This is a genomic window from Sulfurospirillum sp. 1612 (genome assembly GCF_036556685.1).
Classification (GTDB): Bacteria; Campylobacterota; Campylobacteria; order Campylobacterales; family Sulfurospirillaceae; genus JAADIZ01.
Map to the genome: position 1 here is coordinate 767671 of NZ_CP140614.1, position 18889 is coordinate 786559.

General features: G+C 36.4%; 19 protein-coding genes. 10 read left to right on the forward strand and 9 right to left on the reverse strand.

All coding sequences use genetic code 11. The features are described from left to right. Positions 1 to 15: 15 nt before the first annotated feature. The 9 genes from SFB89_RS03865 to waaC are packed head-to-tail and all read right to left on the reverse strand — an operon-like array spanning position 16 to position 8995. A complete protein-coding gene (locus tag SFB89_RS03865) occupies positions 16 to 1158 on the reverse strand; it encodes a glycosyltransferase (RefSeq protein WP_331775629.1) in 1143 nt (380 codons plus the stop codon). After that, positions 1159 to 2259, reverse strand: coding sequence for a glycosyltransferase (locus SFB89_RS03870; protein ID WP_331775630.1), 1101 nt, complete (start codon positions 2257 to 2259; stop codon positions 1159 to 1161). After that, the gene (locus tag SFB89_RS03875; RefSeq protein WP_331775631.1) at positions 2256 to 3224 is read right to left on the reverse strand and encodes a glycosyltransferase family 9 protein; all 969 of its coding nucleotides are present in this window, start codon (positions 3222 to 3224) and stop codon (positions 2256 to 2258) included. Before SFB89_RS03875 ends, SFB89_RS03870 begins: the two co-directional genes overlap by 4 nt. Beyond that, positions 3217 to 4284 (reverse strand): glycosyltransferase family 9 protein, encoded by a 1068-nt coding sequence (locus SFB89_RS03880; protein ID WP_331775632.1) that lies wholly within the window; start codon positions 4282 to 4284, stop codon positions 3217 to 3219. Before SFB89_RS03880 ends, SFB89_RS03875 begins: the two co-directional genes overlap by 8 nt. Further along, positions 4281 to 5384: a glycosyltransferase family 4 protein gene (locus SFB89_RS03885; RefSeq protein WP_331775633.1), complete on the reverse strand. Its 1104-nt coding sequence runs from the start codon at positions 5382 to 5384 to the stop codon at positions 4281 to 4283. The genes SFB89_RS03880 and SFB89_RS03885 overlap by 4 nt, the downstream gene beginning before the upstream one ends. Beyond that, positions 5381 to 6454 carry a putative lipopolysaccharide heptosyltransferase III gene (gene rfaQ, locus SFB89_RS03890; protein ID WP_331775634.1) on the reverse strand — a complete coding sequence of 358 codons (1074 nt, stop codon included), beginning with the start codon at positions 6452 to 6454 and terminating at the stop codon, positions 5381 to 5383. The genes SFB89_RS03885 and rfaQ overlap by 4 nt, the downstream gene beginning before the upstream one ends. Beyond that, complete coding sequence (locus tag SFB89_RS03895) at positions 6451 to 7149, reverse strand: glycosyltransferase family 2 protein (protein WP_331775635.1); 699 nt, start codon at positions 7147 to 7149, stop codon at positions 6451 to 6453. The genes rfaQ and SFB89_RS03895 overlap by 4 nt, the downstream gene beginning before the upstream one ends. Further along, positions 7146 to 8039, reverse strand: coding sequence for a lipid A biosynthesis lauroyl acyltransferase (locus SFB89_RS03900; RefSeq protein ID WP_331775636.1), 894 nt, complete (start codon positions 8037 to 8039; stop codon positions 7146 to 7148). Before SFB89_RS03900 ends, SFB89_RS03895 begins: the two co-directional genes overlap by 4 nt. Continuing rightward, the gene (waaC, locus tag SFB89_RS03905) at positions 8033 to 8995 is read right to left on the reverse strand and encodes a lipopolysaccharide heptosyltransferase I (protein ID WP_331775637.1); all 963 of its coding nucleotides are present in this window, start codon (positions 8993 to 8995) and stop codon (positions 8033 to 8035) included. The genes SFB89_RS03900 and waaC overlap by 7 nt, the downstream gene beginning before the upstream one ends. A 63-nt stretch (positions 8996 to 9058) precedes the next feature. Here waaC and SFB89_RS03910 point away from each other — a divergent pair, with 63 nt between their 5' ends. The 10 genes from SFB89_RS03910 to SFB89_RS03955 all read left to right on the forward strand — a co-directional run bounded on the left by SFB89_RS03910 (position 9059) and on the right by SFB89_RS03955 (position 18880). Next, a complete protein-coding gene (locus SFB89_RS03910; RefSeq protein ID WP_331775638.1) occupies positions 9059 to 9841 on the forward strand; it encodes a 3'-5' exonuclease in 783 nt (260 codons plus the stop codon). Continuing rightward, the gene (locus tag SFB89_RS03915) at positions 9834 to 11204 is read left to right on the forward strand and encodes a phosphomannomutase/phosphoglucomutase (RefSeq protein WP_331775639.1); all 1371 of its coding nucleotides are present in this window, start codon (positions 9834 to 9836) and stop codon (positions 11202 to 11204) included. The genes SFB89_RS03910 and SFB89_RS03915 overlap by 8 nt, the downstream gene beginning before the upstream one ends. Further along, positions 11201 to 11812, forward strand: coding sequence for an imidazole glycerol phosphate synthase subunit HisH (gene hisH / locus SFB89_RS03920; protein ID WP_331775640.1), 612 nt, complete (start codon positions 11201 to 11203; stop codon positions 11810 to 11812). Before SFB89_RS03915 ends, hisH begins: the two co-directional genes overlap by 4 nt. Beyond that, complete coding sequence (hisA, locus tag SFB89_RS03925; protein WP_331775641.1) at positions 11813 to 12526, forward strand: 1-(5-phosphoribosyl)-5-[(5-phosphoribosylamino)methylideneamino]imidazole-4-carboxamide isomerase; 714 nt, start codon at positions 11813 to 11815, stop codon at positions 12524 to 12526. 71 nt (positions 12527 to 12597) lie between these two features. After that, positions 12598 to 12963 carry a chemotaxis response regulator CheY gene (locus SFB89_RS03930; protein WP_331775642.1) on the forward strand — a complete coding sequence of 122 codons (366 nt, stop codon included), beginning with the start codon at positions 12598 to 12600 and terminating at the stop codon, positions 12961 to 12963. A gap of 3 nt (positions 12964 to 12966) precedes the next feature. Then, positions 12967 to 13791, forward strand: coding sequence for a 50S ribosomal protein L11 methyltransferase (locus SFB89_RS03935; protein WP_331775643.1), 825 nt, complete (start codon positions 12967 to 12969; stop codon positions 13789 to 13791). Between the two features lie 3 nt (positions 13792 to 13794). After that, positions 13795 to 15765: an ATP-dependent zinc metalloprotease FtsH gene (gene ftsH, locus SFB89_RS03940; RefSeq protein WP_331775644.1), complete on the forward strand. Its 1971-nt coding sequence runs from the start codon at positions 13795 to 13797 to the stop codon at positions 15763 to 15765. After that, entirely contained in the window at positions 15737 to 16414 is a 678-nt protein-coding gene (locus SFB89_RS03945) for a phosphatidylserine decarboxylase (protein WP_331775645.1), read from the forward strand. Before ftsH ends, SFB89_RS03945 begins: the two co-directional genes overlap by 29 nt. Next, positions 16407 to 17153, forward strand: coding sequence for a CDP-diacylglycerol--serine O-phosphatidyltransferase (gene pssA, locus SFB89_RS03950; protein ID WP_331775646.1), 747 nt, complete (start codon positions 16407 to 16409; stop codon positions 17151 to 17153). Before SFB89_RS03945 ends, pssA begins: the two co-directional genes overlap by 8 nt. A gap of 185 nt (positions 17154 to 17338) precedes the next feature. Beyond that, positions 17339 to 18880 (forward strand): 2-isopropylmalate synthase, encoded by a 1542-nt coding sequence (locus tag SFB89_RS03955; protein ID WP_331775647.1) that lies wholly within the window; start codon positions 17339 to 17341, stop codon positions 18878 to 18880. Positions 18881 to 18889: the final 9 nt, after the last annotated feature.

Here is an 18889-nt window from a genome sequence, read left to right on the forward strand (position 1 = left end):
TTGATATTTTGAAATTTATGAATTTCCCTTTGCACACAATTGCAAATATTGTTCAATTGAGTAGGATGCTTTAAATTTTTCTATATATTTGTCTTCTATCTTTGGATAGGATTCGAGTGCTTTTTGGATATTGTTGGCTAATCCTTCGATATCGCCAACAGGTGATAGAAATTCTTTTAATTCATCAACTAAGACTTCACTTGGTCCCGTAGGACAATCGGTACTGACAATTTTTGTTCCTAAAACGAGTGCTTCAACTAAAACTAAAGGCAATCCTTCACTATTTGAGGACATCACAAAAAGTTCTGCATTTTTAATCCACGGATAAGGATTTTTCTGAAAACCAGGGAAAATGATTTTATCTTCGATACCGAGCTCTTTAATAAGATCTTTTAACTCTTTCAAATATTGTTTATCTGATGAGGTATGCGTGTTTCCGATCAATACCAAGGGCAAGGGTGTATTTGCTTTTTTGTATGCTTTTACTAACAATTTTTGATTTTTTCTGTTTTCAAATTTTGCCGCATAGATAATATATTTTTCTTTAGGGATATTCAAATTTTCTTCTTCTGCTCTTTTGCGAATGGTCTCGAAGTCAAAAGGGTTGTAAATACATTGAATCATACGAGGTTTAATGTTCATTTGTTTTGTAATATCATCAACCAGTGCTTTAGAAACTGTTATGATATTCTGATTGTCATATCTACTTTTGAATTGTAATTTAAATTTCAATTTTCTTCGTAATCTCTTAAATCCACTCGTGTGCTCAAATTTGCTTTTATAATAGACAAACATTGAATTTCTATAGCGAATATAAAAGTTTTTTAATTTTGCTTTTTTTGCAAGCAAATCCATATCTTCTGCATTTGAAATAAAAAGATCAAAAGGCTTTGCATTAGTTTCTATGGTTGCTACAACTTTTTTGAGTCTTTGCGCTAATAAAATTTTATTGATAAATTTATATTTAGAAAGTTCTCCATCATGGCTCAAGGTATGAATTGTATATAAAGTAGGGTTGATTTCATGTTCTATGACATCTTTGATTAAAATGATGTGCACTTCATGCCCAAATTTTGCAAATGTTTCTGCAAAATTAAGAACGATTCGTTCTGCGCCACCACCTATGAGTGTGTCAATTAATAGACCTATTTTTTTCATTTAATTTCCTAATTCTAAGTATTGTTTTGTGATGGCGTCAATCTGATATTTTTCAAGATTTATTGATGCCAGAGTCTTTTTGATGTTACTTTTTTCACTAAGAGCCATTTTAATTTTTTCCCCTAGCATGATGGGATCATTACAGGATGATAAATATTTGTTTAAGGAACCTTCTAGAATCTCGCGTGGTCCAGATGGACAATCGGTACTAACTATTGGAGTTTGGAGAATTAATGCCTCAATTAGCACTGTTGGTAGTCCCTCATAATCACTTGATAAAACAAAAGCTTCCGCATTTTTGATAAAAGGATAGGGGTTTTTCTGAAAATCAAGCATGATGACTTTGTTTTCAAGATGCAATTTTTGAATAATATTTAAAATCTTTGATTTATCTTGCCCTTTTCCTATGATAACAAGTTTTTCTTTTATATTGGCATGTTGATAGGCCTCAAGCAATAAATCTTGTCTTTTGTGTTCTATTAAAAATCTACCAATATGAACAATATAAGGTTCTTTAGGAACAAGCGGATTAAATTCCGATGCTTTTTCTATAATCCCATTGATGTCAAAAGGGTTATAAATCGTAGTAATAAATTTTGGCTTTATATGCAAAGTTGTTAATAAATCTTTTTGTACACCGTGCGAAACGGTTATGAGATTTTGGTGATGATATAATCTCTTGAATTTCAAAATTTCTCTCAAATACTTGATTTTATGAATCAAAGATGCATTTGAATATCTTTTTTTGAGTTTCTGACTGATTGTATTATGAATCACAAAATAAGTATTGGGAAACTTTAAGAGTCTAACCATTTTATCGGTTGATTCCAAATTTGATAAAATAAGATCAAAAGGACCGTCTTTTATTAAAACTTTTTTTAAAAGAAGGGCATAGTCTTTTCTTCTCATTTTTTGCTGCGTTTTAATATCTTCTAAACAGAACAAATTGAGATTGTCAGGAATGAGATGTTCAATATGATTTTTTCGAATGTAAAAATTGACTTTAGCATTTTGTGAAAGAAAACCGCTGGCTATCTCAAGCATGACTTTTTCAGCGCCACCACCCGCTAAAGAATCGATGATAATTGCAACTTTTTTCATTTTATATGCTCGCTTGCACGTTGTATTTGTTCTGTGATTGTCTGTGGCAATATATTGTCAGCAATTTTACTTTTATCTTGAATAACCAAATCTTTATAACCCCAAGGATACCATTTCTTCATATTGGTTGCACCGCTTATCGCTATAGTTTTGACACCAAGAGCTGGAGCTATATGCATGGCACCGCCATCTAGTGTGACAAAAAGCGCTACATTTTTGATGACACCAGAGAGGTCTTCAAGCGAAGATGTTTTGATAAAGACTGCCTTGGTGTGTTCGCTAAGCCATTGTGCTTTTGCAAAGTCAGCCGGTTCGGCACTCAATAGTATTGTATCGTTTTGTAAATTTGCTATGATTGTTTTAAATTTTTCTTTACTATAGCGATTCTCTACTTTTCGTGAAGAGATGTGAAATAGGATAAATCCTTGAAATTGAGAATATTTAGTGCTAAGAGACTTTGGTACATAAAATAGTGTCTTTTCATCATGATATTTGACACCAAATTCTTTAAGACAATCAAAACAAAATTCCACCTCGTGTTTTGTATCATCAACGGGGATATGAATATTGAAATGATCCTTCCCTTTTGGATTTTTCACACCGACTTTATAGGTGGCTGTTGTGATGTTCGAAAAAAGTTCTGCTGATTTGGAGTAATCACTTCTAAAGACAACAACAGCATCATATTTTTCTCTTCGAATGGCTAATAAAATTTTGAGTTTTCCCCATCCTGCTTTGAGCTTATCCAAAAGACTTTTTTTATGTTTTGGTTTCGTGTAGCAGTAGATTTTATCGACAAAAGGATTGTGATCGATGGCGCTATAGTTATAGCTATTGACGACAATATCGATTTGGCTATTTGGATATTTTTTTCGCAAAGCTTCGATTGCAGGGGTAGTGCAGATCAAATCACCAATATTGTCATTTCGTACAAGTAGGATTTTTTTGTTTGTTAAATCAATCATTCTTTAGTAACCTTCTTTCAAGTAGAGCTATCACTTCAGCAACGCTTATAAGATCCATTCCTTTATTTGTTCGTTGTTTTTTTGGAACGCTATTGACAAAAAAACCATCTTTTTGAATAATGTCATGTAATTTTTCATCTTGATAAGGTCCATACATCTTTGAATCGGTTGGTCCAAATAAGGAAATAGTAGGAGTTTGTAAGGCAACTGCCAAATGCATAGTTCCAGTATCATTGGTTATTAATAAATCTAATTCTTTTGTAATATAGGCTAATTCTGTAAGACTTGATTTTCCACATTTATTAATAATATGGGTAGGATCTTCTAATGCCTGGGATAAATGCCTCGTTAATTTTTGTTCTAAAGCAGTAGCACCCAATAGAACAAGTTTACACGAATAAGTATCTAATAGATGACGGGATAATTCGATAAATTTATCAATAGGCCACATTTTATAACTATCTTGTGCTCCTATTTGTAGGCCGATGTATCGATAATTTTTTTCTTTTTGCAATATGCCTTTTTTAAGGGTGAATTTTTTCGATATTTCCATTTTTGTATCGATAATTTTAGGTTTGAAAACTCTGATAAGATCAAGTTTTTCTTCTATAATATGTTGTTTTTTACTTGTTAATGTATTTAAAAATATATGTTGATACTCATGATTTTTATTGCTTGTCATTTTGAGAATGTTGCAAGCTCCGCTTAAAATAGAGAAAAAAATATCTTCGGGGCCATTAGAATGCAGTAGAAAAATTGTATCGATTTTTTTCTTTCTTAACTGTTTTACTAAAGTAATTTGATTGATGATGCCTCTTGAGTAAAACAAAAAATCATCCACATATTCAAAATTCTCAAATAAAGGATAAATATTTTTGTGTATTAAAAAAGTAATATGGATATCTTTAAAATTTTTTCTCAATGTTTTTATTGCAGGTGTTGCTAGGATTGTATCACCAAGTCCTGTATTAGATACTACAAGAATATTATGAAATATTTTTTTATCACTTCTTTTTTTGAATAAAGGTAATAGTTTATCTACATAGTTCAAAATTTTCATAATGGTACGGCTTTCTCAGCGCAAAGTTGCTTATAAACTTCAATGATATTTTTAGCCATAACATTTTTTGAAAAGTGATCAATGATAATATTTCTTTGTAAATTTAATTGATTTGGATTTTTCAAAAGTGATTCGATAGCTTGAATAATAGCTTGTAAATCATTTGTCTTGATTAGTAAAAAATTGTTCTCATGGTATAAATCTTTTGTACTTCCTGCATTTGTTGCGATGACTTTTTTGTGCATCAAGAGTGCTTGCATGACAGATTGTGGGACACCTTCATTAGAATCAGATGTTAAAACAAAAATATCTAGTGCAGCCAAAATCTTAGCGGGCTCTTTGACATGTCCTAAAAATCGTATATGATTTTCTAAATTCAATGTTTTAACTAATTGATGTAATTCATCGTTTTTCGGTCCATCTCCAGCTATAAAAAATTTGAGATTATTGTGTTTTTTTATTAATTGTTTTGCCGCTTTTATAAAAAGATCGTGTCTTTTGAATTTTCTTAAAACTGCGATAATCCCTATGGCTATTTCATCTTTTTCTATTCCAAGAATTTCTCTTTCTTTAACTGCATCATATTTTTTAGGATCAAAAATTCTCTCATCTATTCCTGTGGGGATAGATAAAATCTTCTCAGGTTTGATACGATTGTTTTGAATCATAGCAGTTTTGACACTCTCTCCCGTGGTAAAGATAAAATCTGCCAATTCATTGATAAAGTTTAATCGTGAAGGATTGATTCTATTAGAAAGGTGTCTGGTTCGGATAAACTTGACATGTGCTAGTTTTGCAGCAAGTCCTCCAGTCCAAGTATCTTTGCCACTGTGTGTGTTGATAATATCAATATGATGTTTTTTGATAATTTTGTAAAGTTTCCAAATCGTTTGCAAATCATAACTACCATTAAAAGGTAGGATAAACGTTTGAATATTGTGTTCTTGTGCTTTTTCTTTGATTTTAGCGTGATCTCGACATGCGAGAAATACTTCGATACCTTTTTCTCTGATTGCCAACATTTCGTTGATAATACGAATTTCTTGTCCACCCCAGCCATCAGACCATTCGGTATGGAGTACTCGGATTGATTTCTTCATGATAACATCTTTTTAATAGTTTTTTGAATGGTATTAAGATCTAAATGCATCAAACAATCACTCACTTTAGTTCCGTTACAACCATCTTTGCCACAAGGAACACAGTCCCAATCTTCTTGGATGACGGTATGTTTTCCCATCGTTCTGATTCCCTTGCGTGTGGTATAGCCGCTTTGCATTAGTTCATTATCCCAAGGTCCCCAATGGTCGGCACCACTTGGTCCAAAAAATGCAAGTACCGGCGTATCATTAGCTGCGCTCATATGCATAATCGCTGTGTCTACTCCGATAAACATTTTGGCTTTTTTGTTGAGTGCTGCTGTTTGTTTGAGTGTCAATTTCCCTGCAAAATTGAGAGGGTTACTGGTGCATTGTGCCAAAATAGCTTCGATTTTTTGAATTTCAAAAGGATCATTTGAAGCGGTTAAAATGACCTCTTGATTCAAGGTATTTTTACAAAAATCGATAATTTCTGCCATGGTTGTGTCGTTGATACATTTAAAAAGCCATCTTGAAACAGGATGAATATGGATAAAATCTTGTTTGACAAGCATGCTATCGATAATATCTTCATCCTCTTTTGCCCAATAGATGGCAACTTTTTTTTCTTTAACCGGAAGATTTAAAACTCTTAATGCATCAAGATTGCACTCGATAGTATGGCGAAATTCTTGTGGTGGTAGTAAATGGGTAAAGACATTTTGTAGTAATTTATTTTTGTTTGGTTTGTATCCGATTTTTATCTTAGCACCACTAAAAAGTGCGAGTTGTGCCCCTCGATCACCCTCTGTTGTATTGATGACAATATCATATTTTTTCTCTCTAATTGAGTAGGCAAAGGCTATCTCTTTATAAATTCTTTTAAAAAAACCTAAAGATTTGATTTGTGCTCTATCGTAGATTCTGATAGTATCAACATAGGGGTTGAGACGGATCATCTCTTGTGTTCCTTCATTTAAGGCCACGTCGATGATGGCATCAGGAAAGGCAAGTTTTAGGTTCTCTAATAGAGGAGTGATAAGTAACACATCTCCAATATTTCTAAACTTCATTACCAAGATTTTTTTCATTTAATATATTTCCAAAAGGTGTATTGTGCATATAATTTTGCGATAATATAACCTGCTTTTCCCTCAAGAAAGCCAAGTCTCAAGATATAAATTTTAAAAAATGTCCAATAAGGGCTCGCTATGGCTTTGAATAGGTTGCTTTTTTTATTTAAACTTGAATATCGATTTTGTTTGTTTATAAATTCTTCGATGTTGCTATATGCCAGATGCAACATATGATGTGTTAGTTTACCGACTTTTTCATTAGTAATAACTTTTTCGTGGACGTCATCTTCACTAAATTTGGCAAATCTTTTATCAAAAAGTCGCAACGTTGCATCAGGATAAAGGCCACATCTTTTGATGGGCTTTCCAAAAAAATAATTCAGTCTTGGTACCGTGTAGGCCTTGTGTTTTGGTTTTTTACACGTGGCAATAATTTCATCTTTTAACTTTTCTGTTATGATTTCATCACTGTCTAAGACAAAGACCCAATCATTGAGACTTGCCTCGACACCTGCTTGTTTTTGTTTGCCAAAGCCCAACCACGTTTGTGTGACAATCTTGACGTTTGGAAAAGTTTTGGCGATATTTAGCGTCTCATCCGTAGAACCAGAATCAAGTAAGAGTACTTCATCAGCAAAGAGGGCAGATTGCAAAACATCATGAAGATATTTTTGGGAGTTAAATGTCAAAATTACAATTGATAGATTCATTTATATAACTCCTCATATTGGTTTTTCCAACGCCTATGTAGCCAAAACCACTCATCGGGTTTTTGCTCAATCGCCTTTTGTGTAACATCTGCTTGTGCTTGGACACTTTGTTTGATATCGGTATCATGATGTTCACTTCGATGCGTCACAATTGGCTCATAAAAGGTGATATCATAGGTTTGATAATCCTGGGTTGTGATGAATGTTGGTATGATGACAGCACCCGTTTTTCGTGCCATCAATGCGGCTGAGGGCGTGTGTCTGGCACGTTTACCAAAAAAGTCAATCAAGATTCCATCTTTTTCTGTGGTATTTTGATCCACCAAAAGACCGACATTGTCGCCATCTTTGAGACCTCTTAATAATCCTCTTATAGCGCCTTGTTTTTCAAGCATATGAACATTAAATTGCTCACGGTTTTTTTGTAAAATTTGATTCATCCTCGGAGAATCCAAGTTGCGCCCCACTCCCCACAATTTACCGTATAATGCTCCAATTGCGAGGGGTAAAAGTTCCCAATTTCCATAATGAGCAGTTTGAAAGATGATAGCATGTCCACTTTTCTTGACGTGATCATAAATATCTTGATTGTGGATGCGAATTTTACCTAATAATTTTTCAGTGCTGATACCTTGATTTTCCACAAAATCTCTAAGATTATAGAGGAGGTTTTTATAGCATTTTTTGATGATACGTTTTTTTTCTTCATCACTCATCCTCTCTTCATAGGCTAAATCAAGATTAACGCGTGCAATTTTTCGATGTTTTTTATCTAGCGTATAGGCCATAAATGCAAGAAAATCTAAGATGCAATTTGTCACAACTCTTGGCGTATATTTGACAATAAAGACAAATATTTTAAAGATAGTAAGATAGAAAAAATCTAGCATGCTAAAAGCTCCTTTGCCAACGTAATGATCTCTTCTGGGTCAATATTTTTGATGCAAAAATCTTCTTTGTTTAACGCTCTAGCATGAATCGTTTTCTTGCAATCGACGGTTTTGTTGATGGGGGTTTGTAGCGTATTTCTACGACTAGGAGTCGGACCAAATATAGTGATGCTAGCTCGATTCTGCGCCCATGCCATGTGGGTGGGGCCACTGTCTGCCCCGATGGTTAAATCACTATTGGATACAACCGCTTTGAGTTCATCTAAGCTCAGTCTTGGCAATAATGTGGCAGGAGTATGATGACAGATAAACGAGGCCGTATCTCGCTCTTTTTCATTTCCCCATGAGATGTAAGTTCTCACATTAAGCGCATTGATGATCTTGATAAAATGCTCTTTGGGATAGATTTTACTCTCCCAAGATGAGCCCACCACAATCAAAAGTCGGGGTTTGATTTTCGATGTGCTTGAGGCAAATAAAAAAGACTCTTTTTGCAAGATATCTGGCATCTTAAAACTTAGCGCTTGTGAGACAAGGGTCATATTGCGAAAGATGACATTCTCTTCATAGGCGATGGTGATTTTTTTGGTATACAAAAATGCCGCAAGCGATTCACGCAGTGAGTGCTTGTCAAATCCGATGACATTGCGACCAATAAGCCGAGCGACGATGGCAGATTTAATCAAGCCTTGCATATCGATGATAAGATCATAAGGATGTTGTTTGACAAATTTTTTGAGTTTTTGATACTCCTCAAAAAGATGTAATTTATTGTTTTTTAGTCGGAGTGTATAGATATTTTCAATATGAGGATTATATCTCAAAACATCGCCAAAGCGCTCTTCTACAAACCAATCAATATGAGCATTTTCTAAATTCTTATGGATGTATTGCAAAATAATCATGGCATGGATGATATCCCCAAGAGCTGAGAGTTTTACGATGGCTATTCTCATATAAGTTTGATTCCTTTTTTAATAAGATATAATTGTACAAAAATAAAGATAAAGAGGTACTAAATGATATGCGTTTTTGATATTGAAACAATTCCCGATGCTGATTTGATTCGTGATACGTTGCATTTAGAAGGCGAAGATATTGATGTTTCCCTCAGTGCCATGGATGAGCAAGAAGCCAAAAGCGGCAGTAGTTTCTTGCCCTTGCCTTATCATAAAATCATCACGATTAGTGCTGTGATTGCTGATGATTATGGGACTTTTAAAAAGGTAAGCTCCATCGAAGGTGCGAATGAAAAAGAGATGATTAAAAACTTTCTAGTTTTTATTGACCGACAGAATCCAAAACTCATTAGCTTTAATGGCAGAAGTTTTGATATGCCACTTTTGATGATACGTGCGATGAAATATTCTCTCTCCTGTCCGGCTTATTTTGAAGTTGACAATAACATGCTAAATAAAAACAAATGGGATAATTATCGCTACCGCTTTTCCAACAGATTTCATATTGATTTGATGGATCATATCTCAGAATTTGGCGCCGCACGAGGTCTAAAACTCGATGTCTTGTGTACGATGATAGGAGCTCCTGGCAAATATGATGTCAAAGGCGATCAAGTGATGGAGCTCTATTATGCTGATGAACTTGAAAAAATCCAAGAGTATTGCGAGAGCGATGTTTTAAATACCTATTGGCTCTTTTTAAAATATGAATTGCTAAAAGGTAATGTGACAATAGAGGATTTTAAAAGAAGCTTAGCTATAATGGGCACAAAATTAAATGCCGATAAATCTTATACCGAGGTTTTTAACGCATCAATACAAAGGGAACTAGAGGGTGAATAGTATCTTTAGAGAGTATGACATACGGGGGATTTTTGAGAAGGAACTCAACGAACAAACGACCAAACTTATCGGTTATTTTTTAGGATTAAAATTCAAGCCACTTGGTGGTGTTGTCGCGATTGGCTATGATGCACGTAGTCATTCACCGATTTTGTGTGAGTATTTAACTAGTGGTTTAAATCAAGCAGGCTGCCAAGTCCTATGCATGGGGCTTGTCGCAACACCGGTGAATTATTTTAGCAATTATCAAGAGTTTGATGGCCTCACGCCAAATGCGAGTATCATGATCACCGGCTCACACAATCCAAGTGAGTATAATGGTTTTAAAATCACAATCGATAAAAAGCCGTTTTTTGGGGCAGATATTTATGCTCTTGGGGATCAAGTCATTAAAAATATTGATGTAAAAATCGAAGATAACACCGCGTGCAAAAAAATCGATGCCAAAACGCTTTATATTGATTTTATGGTACGTGAATTTGCCCATCTCAAAGGCTTTGATACTCCTGTGGTACTAGATTGTGGCAATGGCGTGGCGGGAGTGGTCATTTTAGATATTTTTGATCGCTTGGGCTTTCATTACAAAGCGCTCTATGCCAATCCTGATGGTGCATTTCCAAATCACCATCCTGACCCAACGATTGAAGAGAATTTGATAGATATCAAAAAAGAGTTAGCCGGTGATTTTCAGTATGGTTTTGCTTATGATGGAGATGCCGATCGCTTGGCATTTTTGACCAAAAAGCACAATGTCAAAGGTGATATTATGGCGATTTTGTACTCTGAAGCGATGCAAAACCCTACCGTGATTGGTGAAGTGAAGTGTTCCCAAGTGATGTATGATACAATCAATGCCTATGGCAAAGCCATCATATACAAAACCGGACACAGTAATCTCAAAGTAAAAATTGCCACACTTCAAGCAGATTTTGCCGCTGAGGTGAGTGGGCATCTTTTCTTTAATGATCGTTATTTTGGTTATGATGATGCGATTTATGCGACACTTCGGATGATTGAGCTAATCAAAAACGGTCTCAATGTCAATCAACGCATCGAGGCGTTGCCAAGAGTATATTCCACCGAAGAGATTAAAGTACAGACTACAGAATCAGAGAAATTTGCCCTCATCGAGCAGATAAAAACGCTACTGAAAAATCCGCCGAAGGGATTTCCGCGGATCAAAGATATCATCGATGTCGATGGTGTGCGGGTGATTTTTGATGCAGGATGGGGATTGGTGCGTGCGAGCAATACCACTCCGGTATTGGTGACACGATTTGAATCCACCGATGCGCAAAAAGCAAAAGAGTATGAGACGCAGATGAATGCCCTCATCCAAACAGCCAAGGAGATACTCAAATGATAGCTGTTGTTGATTATAATATGGGAAATCTCAGAAGCGTTTATAATGCCTTTGAGAAGATTGGCTCAAAAGTTGATATTGTGCAAGATCACACCAAATTGCAAGCATATGATAAGATTATTTTGCCCGGTGTTGGAGCCTTTGGTGATGCGATGGCAAGCTTAGAGAGCACAGGGATGAAAGAGGCTGTTCAAGCATTTGCCCAGAGTGGCAAACCACTCCTTGGAATCTGTCTGGGGATGCAACTTTTGTTTGAAAGTAGTTGTGAATTTGGCACGACGCAAGGGCTTGGTCTGATTGAAGGCGAAGTCGTAGCCTTTGATAAAACACGATTTTCTTCCAAGCTCAAAGTGCCGCATATGGGATGGAATGAAATTTTTATCCAACAAGATTCCCCTCTTTTAAAGGGACTTCAAAAAGAGGTCTATCTCTATTTTGTGCATAGTTTTCATGTCGTATGTGATGATGCGGTGACGATTGGGAAGACAAAATATGGATATGAATTTGCCAGCGTCGTTCAAAAAGAGAATGTGTTTGGCTTTCAGCCCCATCCTGAAAAGTCTCATGATAATGGACTGAAAATATTGAAAAATTTTGTGGAGTTATAGATGGATATTTTACCGGCTATTGATTTGAAAGACGGGAGAGCGGTGAGGCTGACAAAAGGCTTGATGCATAGTGCGAAGATTTACTCAAATGAACCTTGGGTATTAGCAAAAAGTTTTGAAGATATGGGGTCAAAATGGCTTCATCTTGTCGATTTAAACGGTGCGTTTGCGGGAGAACCTAAAAATCTCGAACAAATCGAAAAGATACGACGACATTGCAATCTCTCTTTGGAGTTGGGTGGGGGTATTCGTGATGAAGCAACGATTAAGCGCTATATTGATTTGGGGATTGACCGTATTATTTTAGGCTCGATTGCCCTCAAAGACCCCGATTTTGTCAAAGCTATGACAAAAAAATACCGTATTGTCGTAGGCATTGACGCGATTGATGGTTTTGTCGCTGTTGAGGGATGGGCTGAGAAATCAACCATGAGAGCGACGGATTTGGCGCGAGAATTTGCCGATGCGGGAGTAGAAGCCATCATCTGTACCGATGTTGGCAAAGATGGCACATTGAGTGGGGTCAATGTTGATTTTACATTGCAAATTGCCCAAGCCTCAGGAGTAGATACTATTGCTAGTGGTGGGGTCAAAGATTTATCGGATATTATTGCATTACAAGAGACCAACAAAGTCTCAGGCGCCATTATCGGAAAAGCCTTCTATGAGGGGACGATTGACCTAAGAGAAGCTTTTAAAGTAACTTCAAAGTAAATTAGGTTAGAATAATATGAATTATTTATATAAAGTTTATAAACTTAAAGTAAAAATCACAAAGGATTCGAGTGAAATTGTTAGTGGTAGATGACAGCTCAACGATGCGACGTATTATCAAAAATACATTGGCCCGATTGGGATATACTGATGTATTAGAAGCAGAGCATGGAGTGGATGCATGGCAGGTCATGGAGAAAAATAGTGATATTGATATGTTGATTACAGATTGGAATATGCCTGAGATGAATGGCTTAGAACTTGTCCGAAAGGTACGAGCAGATGCTAAATATCAAGAATTGCCGATTATCATGGTGACGACTGAAGGGGGCAAATCTGAAGTGATTACTGCACTGAAAGCAGGGGTGAACAATTACATCGTAAAACCTTTTACTCCACAGGTTTTAAAAGAAAAATTAGAGGACGTTTTAGGCTAACATATGGAACAAACCTATCATGAACTCTATCTGCGTGTTGATTCAAATTATGCTGATTTTATAGATTTTATTTTTACATTGGGTTATGAAGCCATTGAAGAAAAAGATGGAGATATCATCGTAAGAAGCAATGATGATATGGAAATGCTGCGTTTTGCCTTAAACGAATTTGCGACGAAGATGTCGCTTGCAACGCAACATGAGATTCAAATCAAAACAGATATTAAAGTGAAAAAAAACGAAGATTGGATCAAAAAATATCAAGAATCTATCAAGCCAATTAGCGTCGGTAACTTTTATATTCGACCAGATTGGGAAGCACCGGATGATGAAAAACAAAATATCATCATCAATCCCGCACTTGCTTTTGGCTCAGGACATCATGAGAGCACTTATGGCTGTATCTTACAATTGCAAAATTATTTACAAAAAGATGATACACTTCTAGATGTCGGTTGTGGCAGCGGTATTTTATCGATTGTTGCGGCGAAATTGGGTGCTGTTGTTGATTTGTGTGATACCGATGAACAAGCGATAGAGAGTGCGCAAGAGAATTTCAAACTCAACCATGTCAATTATCATGAGGCTTGGGTGGGTTCGGTGAATTTTAGCCACAATACTTATGATGTTGTTGTCGCAAATATCATCGCAGATGTATTGGTGATGTTGAGCCAAGATTTGATAAAACACGTAAAACCAGGTGGAGTATTGATACTCTCAGGAATATTAGATAAATATGTAGATAAAGTACACACGAAGTTTCAGCAAATGGAGCTTGTCGAAAAATATAAAAGAAACGAATGGTACACACTAGTTTTAAAAAGGTAATAGATGGCACAAAATAATAATAACAATAATAACAATCAAAACAAAAAAGGGAACAATTTTTTTAATCAAAACCCTTTGTTGGTTTTTGCAATTTTTTCGATTATAGTAATCGTCATTTTCAAAAATTTTATAACTCCAAATGATGGAATGATTAATAATTCAGTGGGATCAACTGCCAATGCAGTGACCAAAAATATCAATTATTATCAATTTAAAGAGATGGTAAAAGAGGGGAAACTCTCCTATGTAGCCATCGGTCAGACCGTGATTCGAGCATACATGCAAAATGGTCCCGTCAAAGATGTTTTTATCGTGAAAAAAGTTGAAGGAGACAACAATCTCATCTCTCAACTAGAAGCGAAGAAGATCCCATACGGTGGATTTAACGAAAGCAATGTCTTTTCTGAAATTCTCTTCTCTTGGGTATTGCCTATTTTTATATTTTTTGGTATTTGGATGCTTTTGGCAAACCGCATGCAAAAAAATATGGGTGGCGGCATCTTAGGGATGGGGAGCAGTAAAAAGCTAGTCAATTCAGAAAAACCAAAAGTCACGTTTAGCGATGTGGCCGGTGTCGAAGAAGCCAAAGAAGAGGTGAAAGAGATTGTTGATTTCTTGAAGCATCCAAGTCGTTATATCAATCTGGGTGCAAAGATACCCAAAGGGGTCCTTTTAGTAGGCCCTCCAGGTACTGGTAAAACACTTCTTGCCAAAGCCGTAGCGGGGGAAGCGGATGTACCGTTTTTCTCTGTTTCAGGTTCAAGCTTTATTGAAATGTTTGTCGGTGTGGGAGCGAGTCGTGTGCGAGATTTGTTTGAAAATGCAAAAAAAGAGGCTCCTGCGATTGTCTTCATCGATGAAATTGATGCCATTGGTAAGAGTAGGGCGGCCAATGGACAGATGGGCGGTAATGATGAGCGTGAACAAACCCTCAACCAACTTCTAGCAGAGATGGATGGTTTTAGCTCTGATAAATCTCCTGTTATTGTTTTAGCCGCGACCAATAGACCTGAAGTTTTAGATGCGGCACTGTTGCGACCGGGACGATTTGACCGACAAGTTTTGGTTGACAAGCCAGATTTTAAAGGACGGGTTGATATTTTAAAAGTCCATGTTACGGATATCAAATTATCAAAAGATATTAAGATTGAAGAAATTGCAAGAATGACAGCGGGACTAGCGGGTGCAGATCTTGCCAATATTATCAATGAAGCGGCACTTTTGGCCGGTAGAAAAAGTAAAGAATTTGTAGAACAAAAAGATATGATTGAAGCGGTCGAGCGAGCCATTGCAGGGTTAGAGAAAAAGAGCAGACGCATTAATCCTGAAGAGAAGAAAATTGTCTCTTATCATGAGAGTGGTCATGCCCTCATCGCTGAGACAACAAAAGGGGCGAAAAGCGTCTCTAAAGTCTCTATTATTCCAAGAGGATTGGCAGCACTTGGTTATACGCTTAACACGCCAGAAGAAAATAAATTTTTAATGCAAAAACATGAACTTGTTGCAGAAATTGACGTCCTATTGGGAGGTCGTGCCGCAGAAGAGGTATTCTTGGGTGAAATCTCAACAGGGGCGGGCAATGACTTAGAACGCGCGACAGACATCGTCAAGTCCATGGTCGGTATCTACGGTATGAGTGATGTAGCTGGCTTAATGGTCCTAGAGAAACAGAGAAATACTTTCTTGATGGGTGGCAGCACCAAAGAATACAGTGAAAAAATGGCTGAAAATTTAGATCAACATATTAAAACCATGTTGAATGAACGTTATGAAATTGTCAAAGGTCGATTAGAAGAGTATCGTGAGTGTATTGAACGTATCGTTGATAAACTCAAAGAAGATGAAACGATTGATGGTGACATGTTGCGATCGATTATCTCGACTTTTGAGAAGGAGAACAATATGCCAACCAAAATGCATGCAAGGACTGAAACTAGCAGTATTGATGACAAAGAAGACCAAAACGATGCTTAGATCTCATACGACCACACAACTGATCGCAAAAGAGGGGTGGTCGTATGTTGGATTTTTTTTCGTATTGTTCCTGTTCTCTTATTTTTTTGAGTGTTGGAGTTGGTTATTTTTATTTTTATTTCTCTTATCTGCTTTTGTATTTAGAAATTTTGAACGCATTCCAGCCGAAGATGACAAGATGTCGGTTTTGGCTCCGATTGATGGAAAGATTACCAATATATCCAAAGTCGTTCTCAAAGATAAGACAGAATTTTTAAAAGTGGAGATTCGTAAAAACATCTTGGATGCGTCCATCTTGAGGTCACCCGCATCGGTCTCTTTTAACAAAACACGAATGATACATGGATTGTTTGTTGATGTGGATCATCATATTTCAAAAAAACTAAATGAACGGGCCATTTTGTCTTTTACTTCAAGTTTTGGGATGATTATCATGATTGTCAATAGTGGCTTTTTTGCTAGAAAAATTGACTTGTTTAAAACTATTGGACGATTAAAATTCGCTGAACGATTAGGCGTTTTGATTGATGGCAAGGTGGAATTATTATTGCCATTGAGTGTGAGAATAAAAGTAAATTTAGGAGATAAAGTGAAAGCAGGTGAGAGTGTTTTGGGTTATTTTTCATCCAAGGTTGCATCACATGAGTGAGACTGAGAGCACCAATAATAATCAAAATAAAATACAACTAATATATATATTTCCCAATCTTTTTACTGCGGCGAGTATTTTCGTCGGAGTTATTAGTGTGCTGGCTTCTGCTAAGGGTGATTTTGATAAAGCCGCTCTTTATATTTTACTCTCTTTGATATTTGATGGACTTGATGGGCGTGTTGCCCGTCTTACCAATACCTCAAGTAAATTTGGTGCTGAGTTTGACTCGCTAGCCGATATTGTGGCTTTTGGTGTCGCACCTGCGATGTTGTTTTATTATAGCATCGGGATTCATTATGGTAAAGTTGGCTCTTTACTGACCGCGATGTTTGTAGTCTTTGGCGCAATTCGTCTGGCGCGATTTAATGTCATGATAGGAATCAATGAGCCTTCGGTCTTTATCGGTGTTCCGATTCCAACTGCGGCTGTTGTGCTGACTATGTGGATTTTAGTGCATGAAAAATATGTTTTTTTCAAGGATTACAATATCGCTATTTTGGTGGGCATTGCGATGCTTGCCCTGTTGATGGTGAGTAATTTTCGATATCCAAGCTTTAAGAAAATCAATCTGAGAAAACCCAATTTTATCAAAGTGCTGGTCTATCTTGTGATGGTGTTTTCGTTGGTTTATATTTATCCAGTCGAAAGTATTACGATTATTGTTACCGCTTATCTCTTTTATGGGGTGGTACGAGCGATTTATAATTTTACAATTGCAAAATATAGAAAAAATTAGTATAATGAATGACAAATTTAATTTAAAGGAGACAGAGTGAACGGTGTAGACATCGGAATTACAAAATCATTAAAATTTTTACCAAAGATAGAAATCAAAAACGCCCTCCTGCAAAACCTCCTCAGCCTCTAATTATTACTTTACTTTACAACCCATAACCAACAAAAAAATTAAGGAAAATTAAAATGAAAGATATAATAATATTTGATACAACATTACGAGATGGTGAACAAAGCCCCGGTGCTTCTATGAATACAGAAGAGAAGATTCAAATTGCATTGCAATTAGAAAAATTGGGTGTTGATGTCATCGAAGCAGGTTTTGCAGCAGCGAGTCCTGGCGATTTTGGTGCGATTAAAAGAATCAGTGAACAAGTGAAAAATTCGACTGTTTGCTCATTAGCAAGAGCCTTAGATGGTGATATAAAAGCAGCCGCTCATGCCATTGCAAATGCGAACAAGCAAAGGATTCATACCTTTATCGCAACCAGTCCAATTCATATGGAATACAAATTAAAAATGACACCCCAAGAGGTCATCAAAAGAGCAGTGGATTCTGTGCGTTATGCCAAAACATTCTGTGATGATGTCGAATTTAGCTGTGAAGATGCCGGACGGAGTGATATTGGCTTTTTGAAAGAGATATTAGATGCTGTGATTGAAGCCGGAGCGACGACATTAAATATCCCAGATACCGTTGGATATCGATTGCCTCAAGAGATGGGCGCTATCATCAAAACATTACAAGAGAGTGTAAAAGAGCGTGCCATTCTTTCGGTGCATTGTCATAATGATTTGGGTTTGGCGGTGGCTAACTCTATTGAATCCATCGAAAATGGTGCAAGACAGATTGAGTGTACTATCAATGGACTTGGTGAGCGTGCCGGAAATGCGGCTTTGGAAGAGATTGTGATGACATTAAAAACAAGAAAAGATGTTTTTTCTGATTATCATACCAATATCAATATTAAAGAGATTTATCCATCAAGTAAGTTGGTGTCAACGATTACGGGTATTGAGCCACAACCAAATAAGGCAATTGTCGGTAAAAATGCTTTTGCTCATGAGAGTGGTATCCATCAAGATGGCGTCTTGAAATATGCACAAACGTATGAAATTATGAATGCCAAAGATATCGGTTTGGATAACAATTCACTTGTCATGGGTAAACACTCAGGACGTCACGCCTTTAAAGATAAATTGTGCAGTTTAGGCTATAGTTTAAGCGATGAAGAGGTCAATATCGCTTTTGATAAATTTAAAGTATTAGCAGATTCAAAAAAAGAGATTTTTGATGATGATATTCGAGCATTGGTATCGGCTGAGATTATTAAAATCTCTGAAGTATTTGAATTGGTTACCTTGCAACTTTCTGATTGTAACCCAGGAGGTGTACCTAGTGCTGCTGTGACGATTCGACATGATGGCAAAGAGATTACCGATGCTGCGATTGGTAATGGTACGATGGATGCCATATTTAAAGTCATTGACCGCGTTTGTGGAGCTGAGGGACGCTTGAAAGAGTATAAAGTTGATTCTGTTACGCAAGGCAAGGATGCGCTTGCCAGAGTGATTGTGAAGGTCGTATTTGAGGAAGGAAAACCTGCCATCTTAGGTCATGGATTAAGCGTTGATACGATGCAAGCAACGGCGAAAGCTTATATTGGTGCCTTAAATAGTTATATTTCTATGAAAGAAGATTTGAGATCTCTTACTAAAGGGATTTAATTTTTTGTG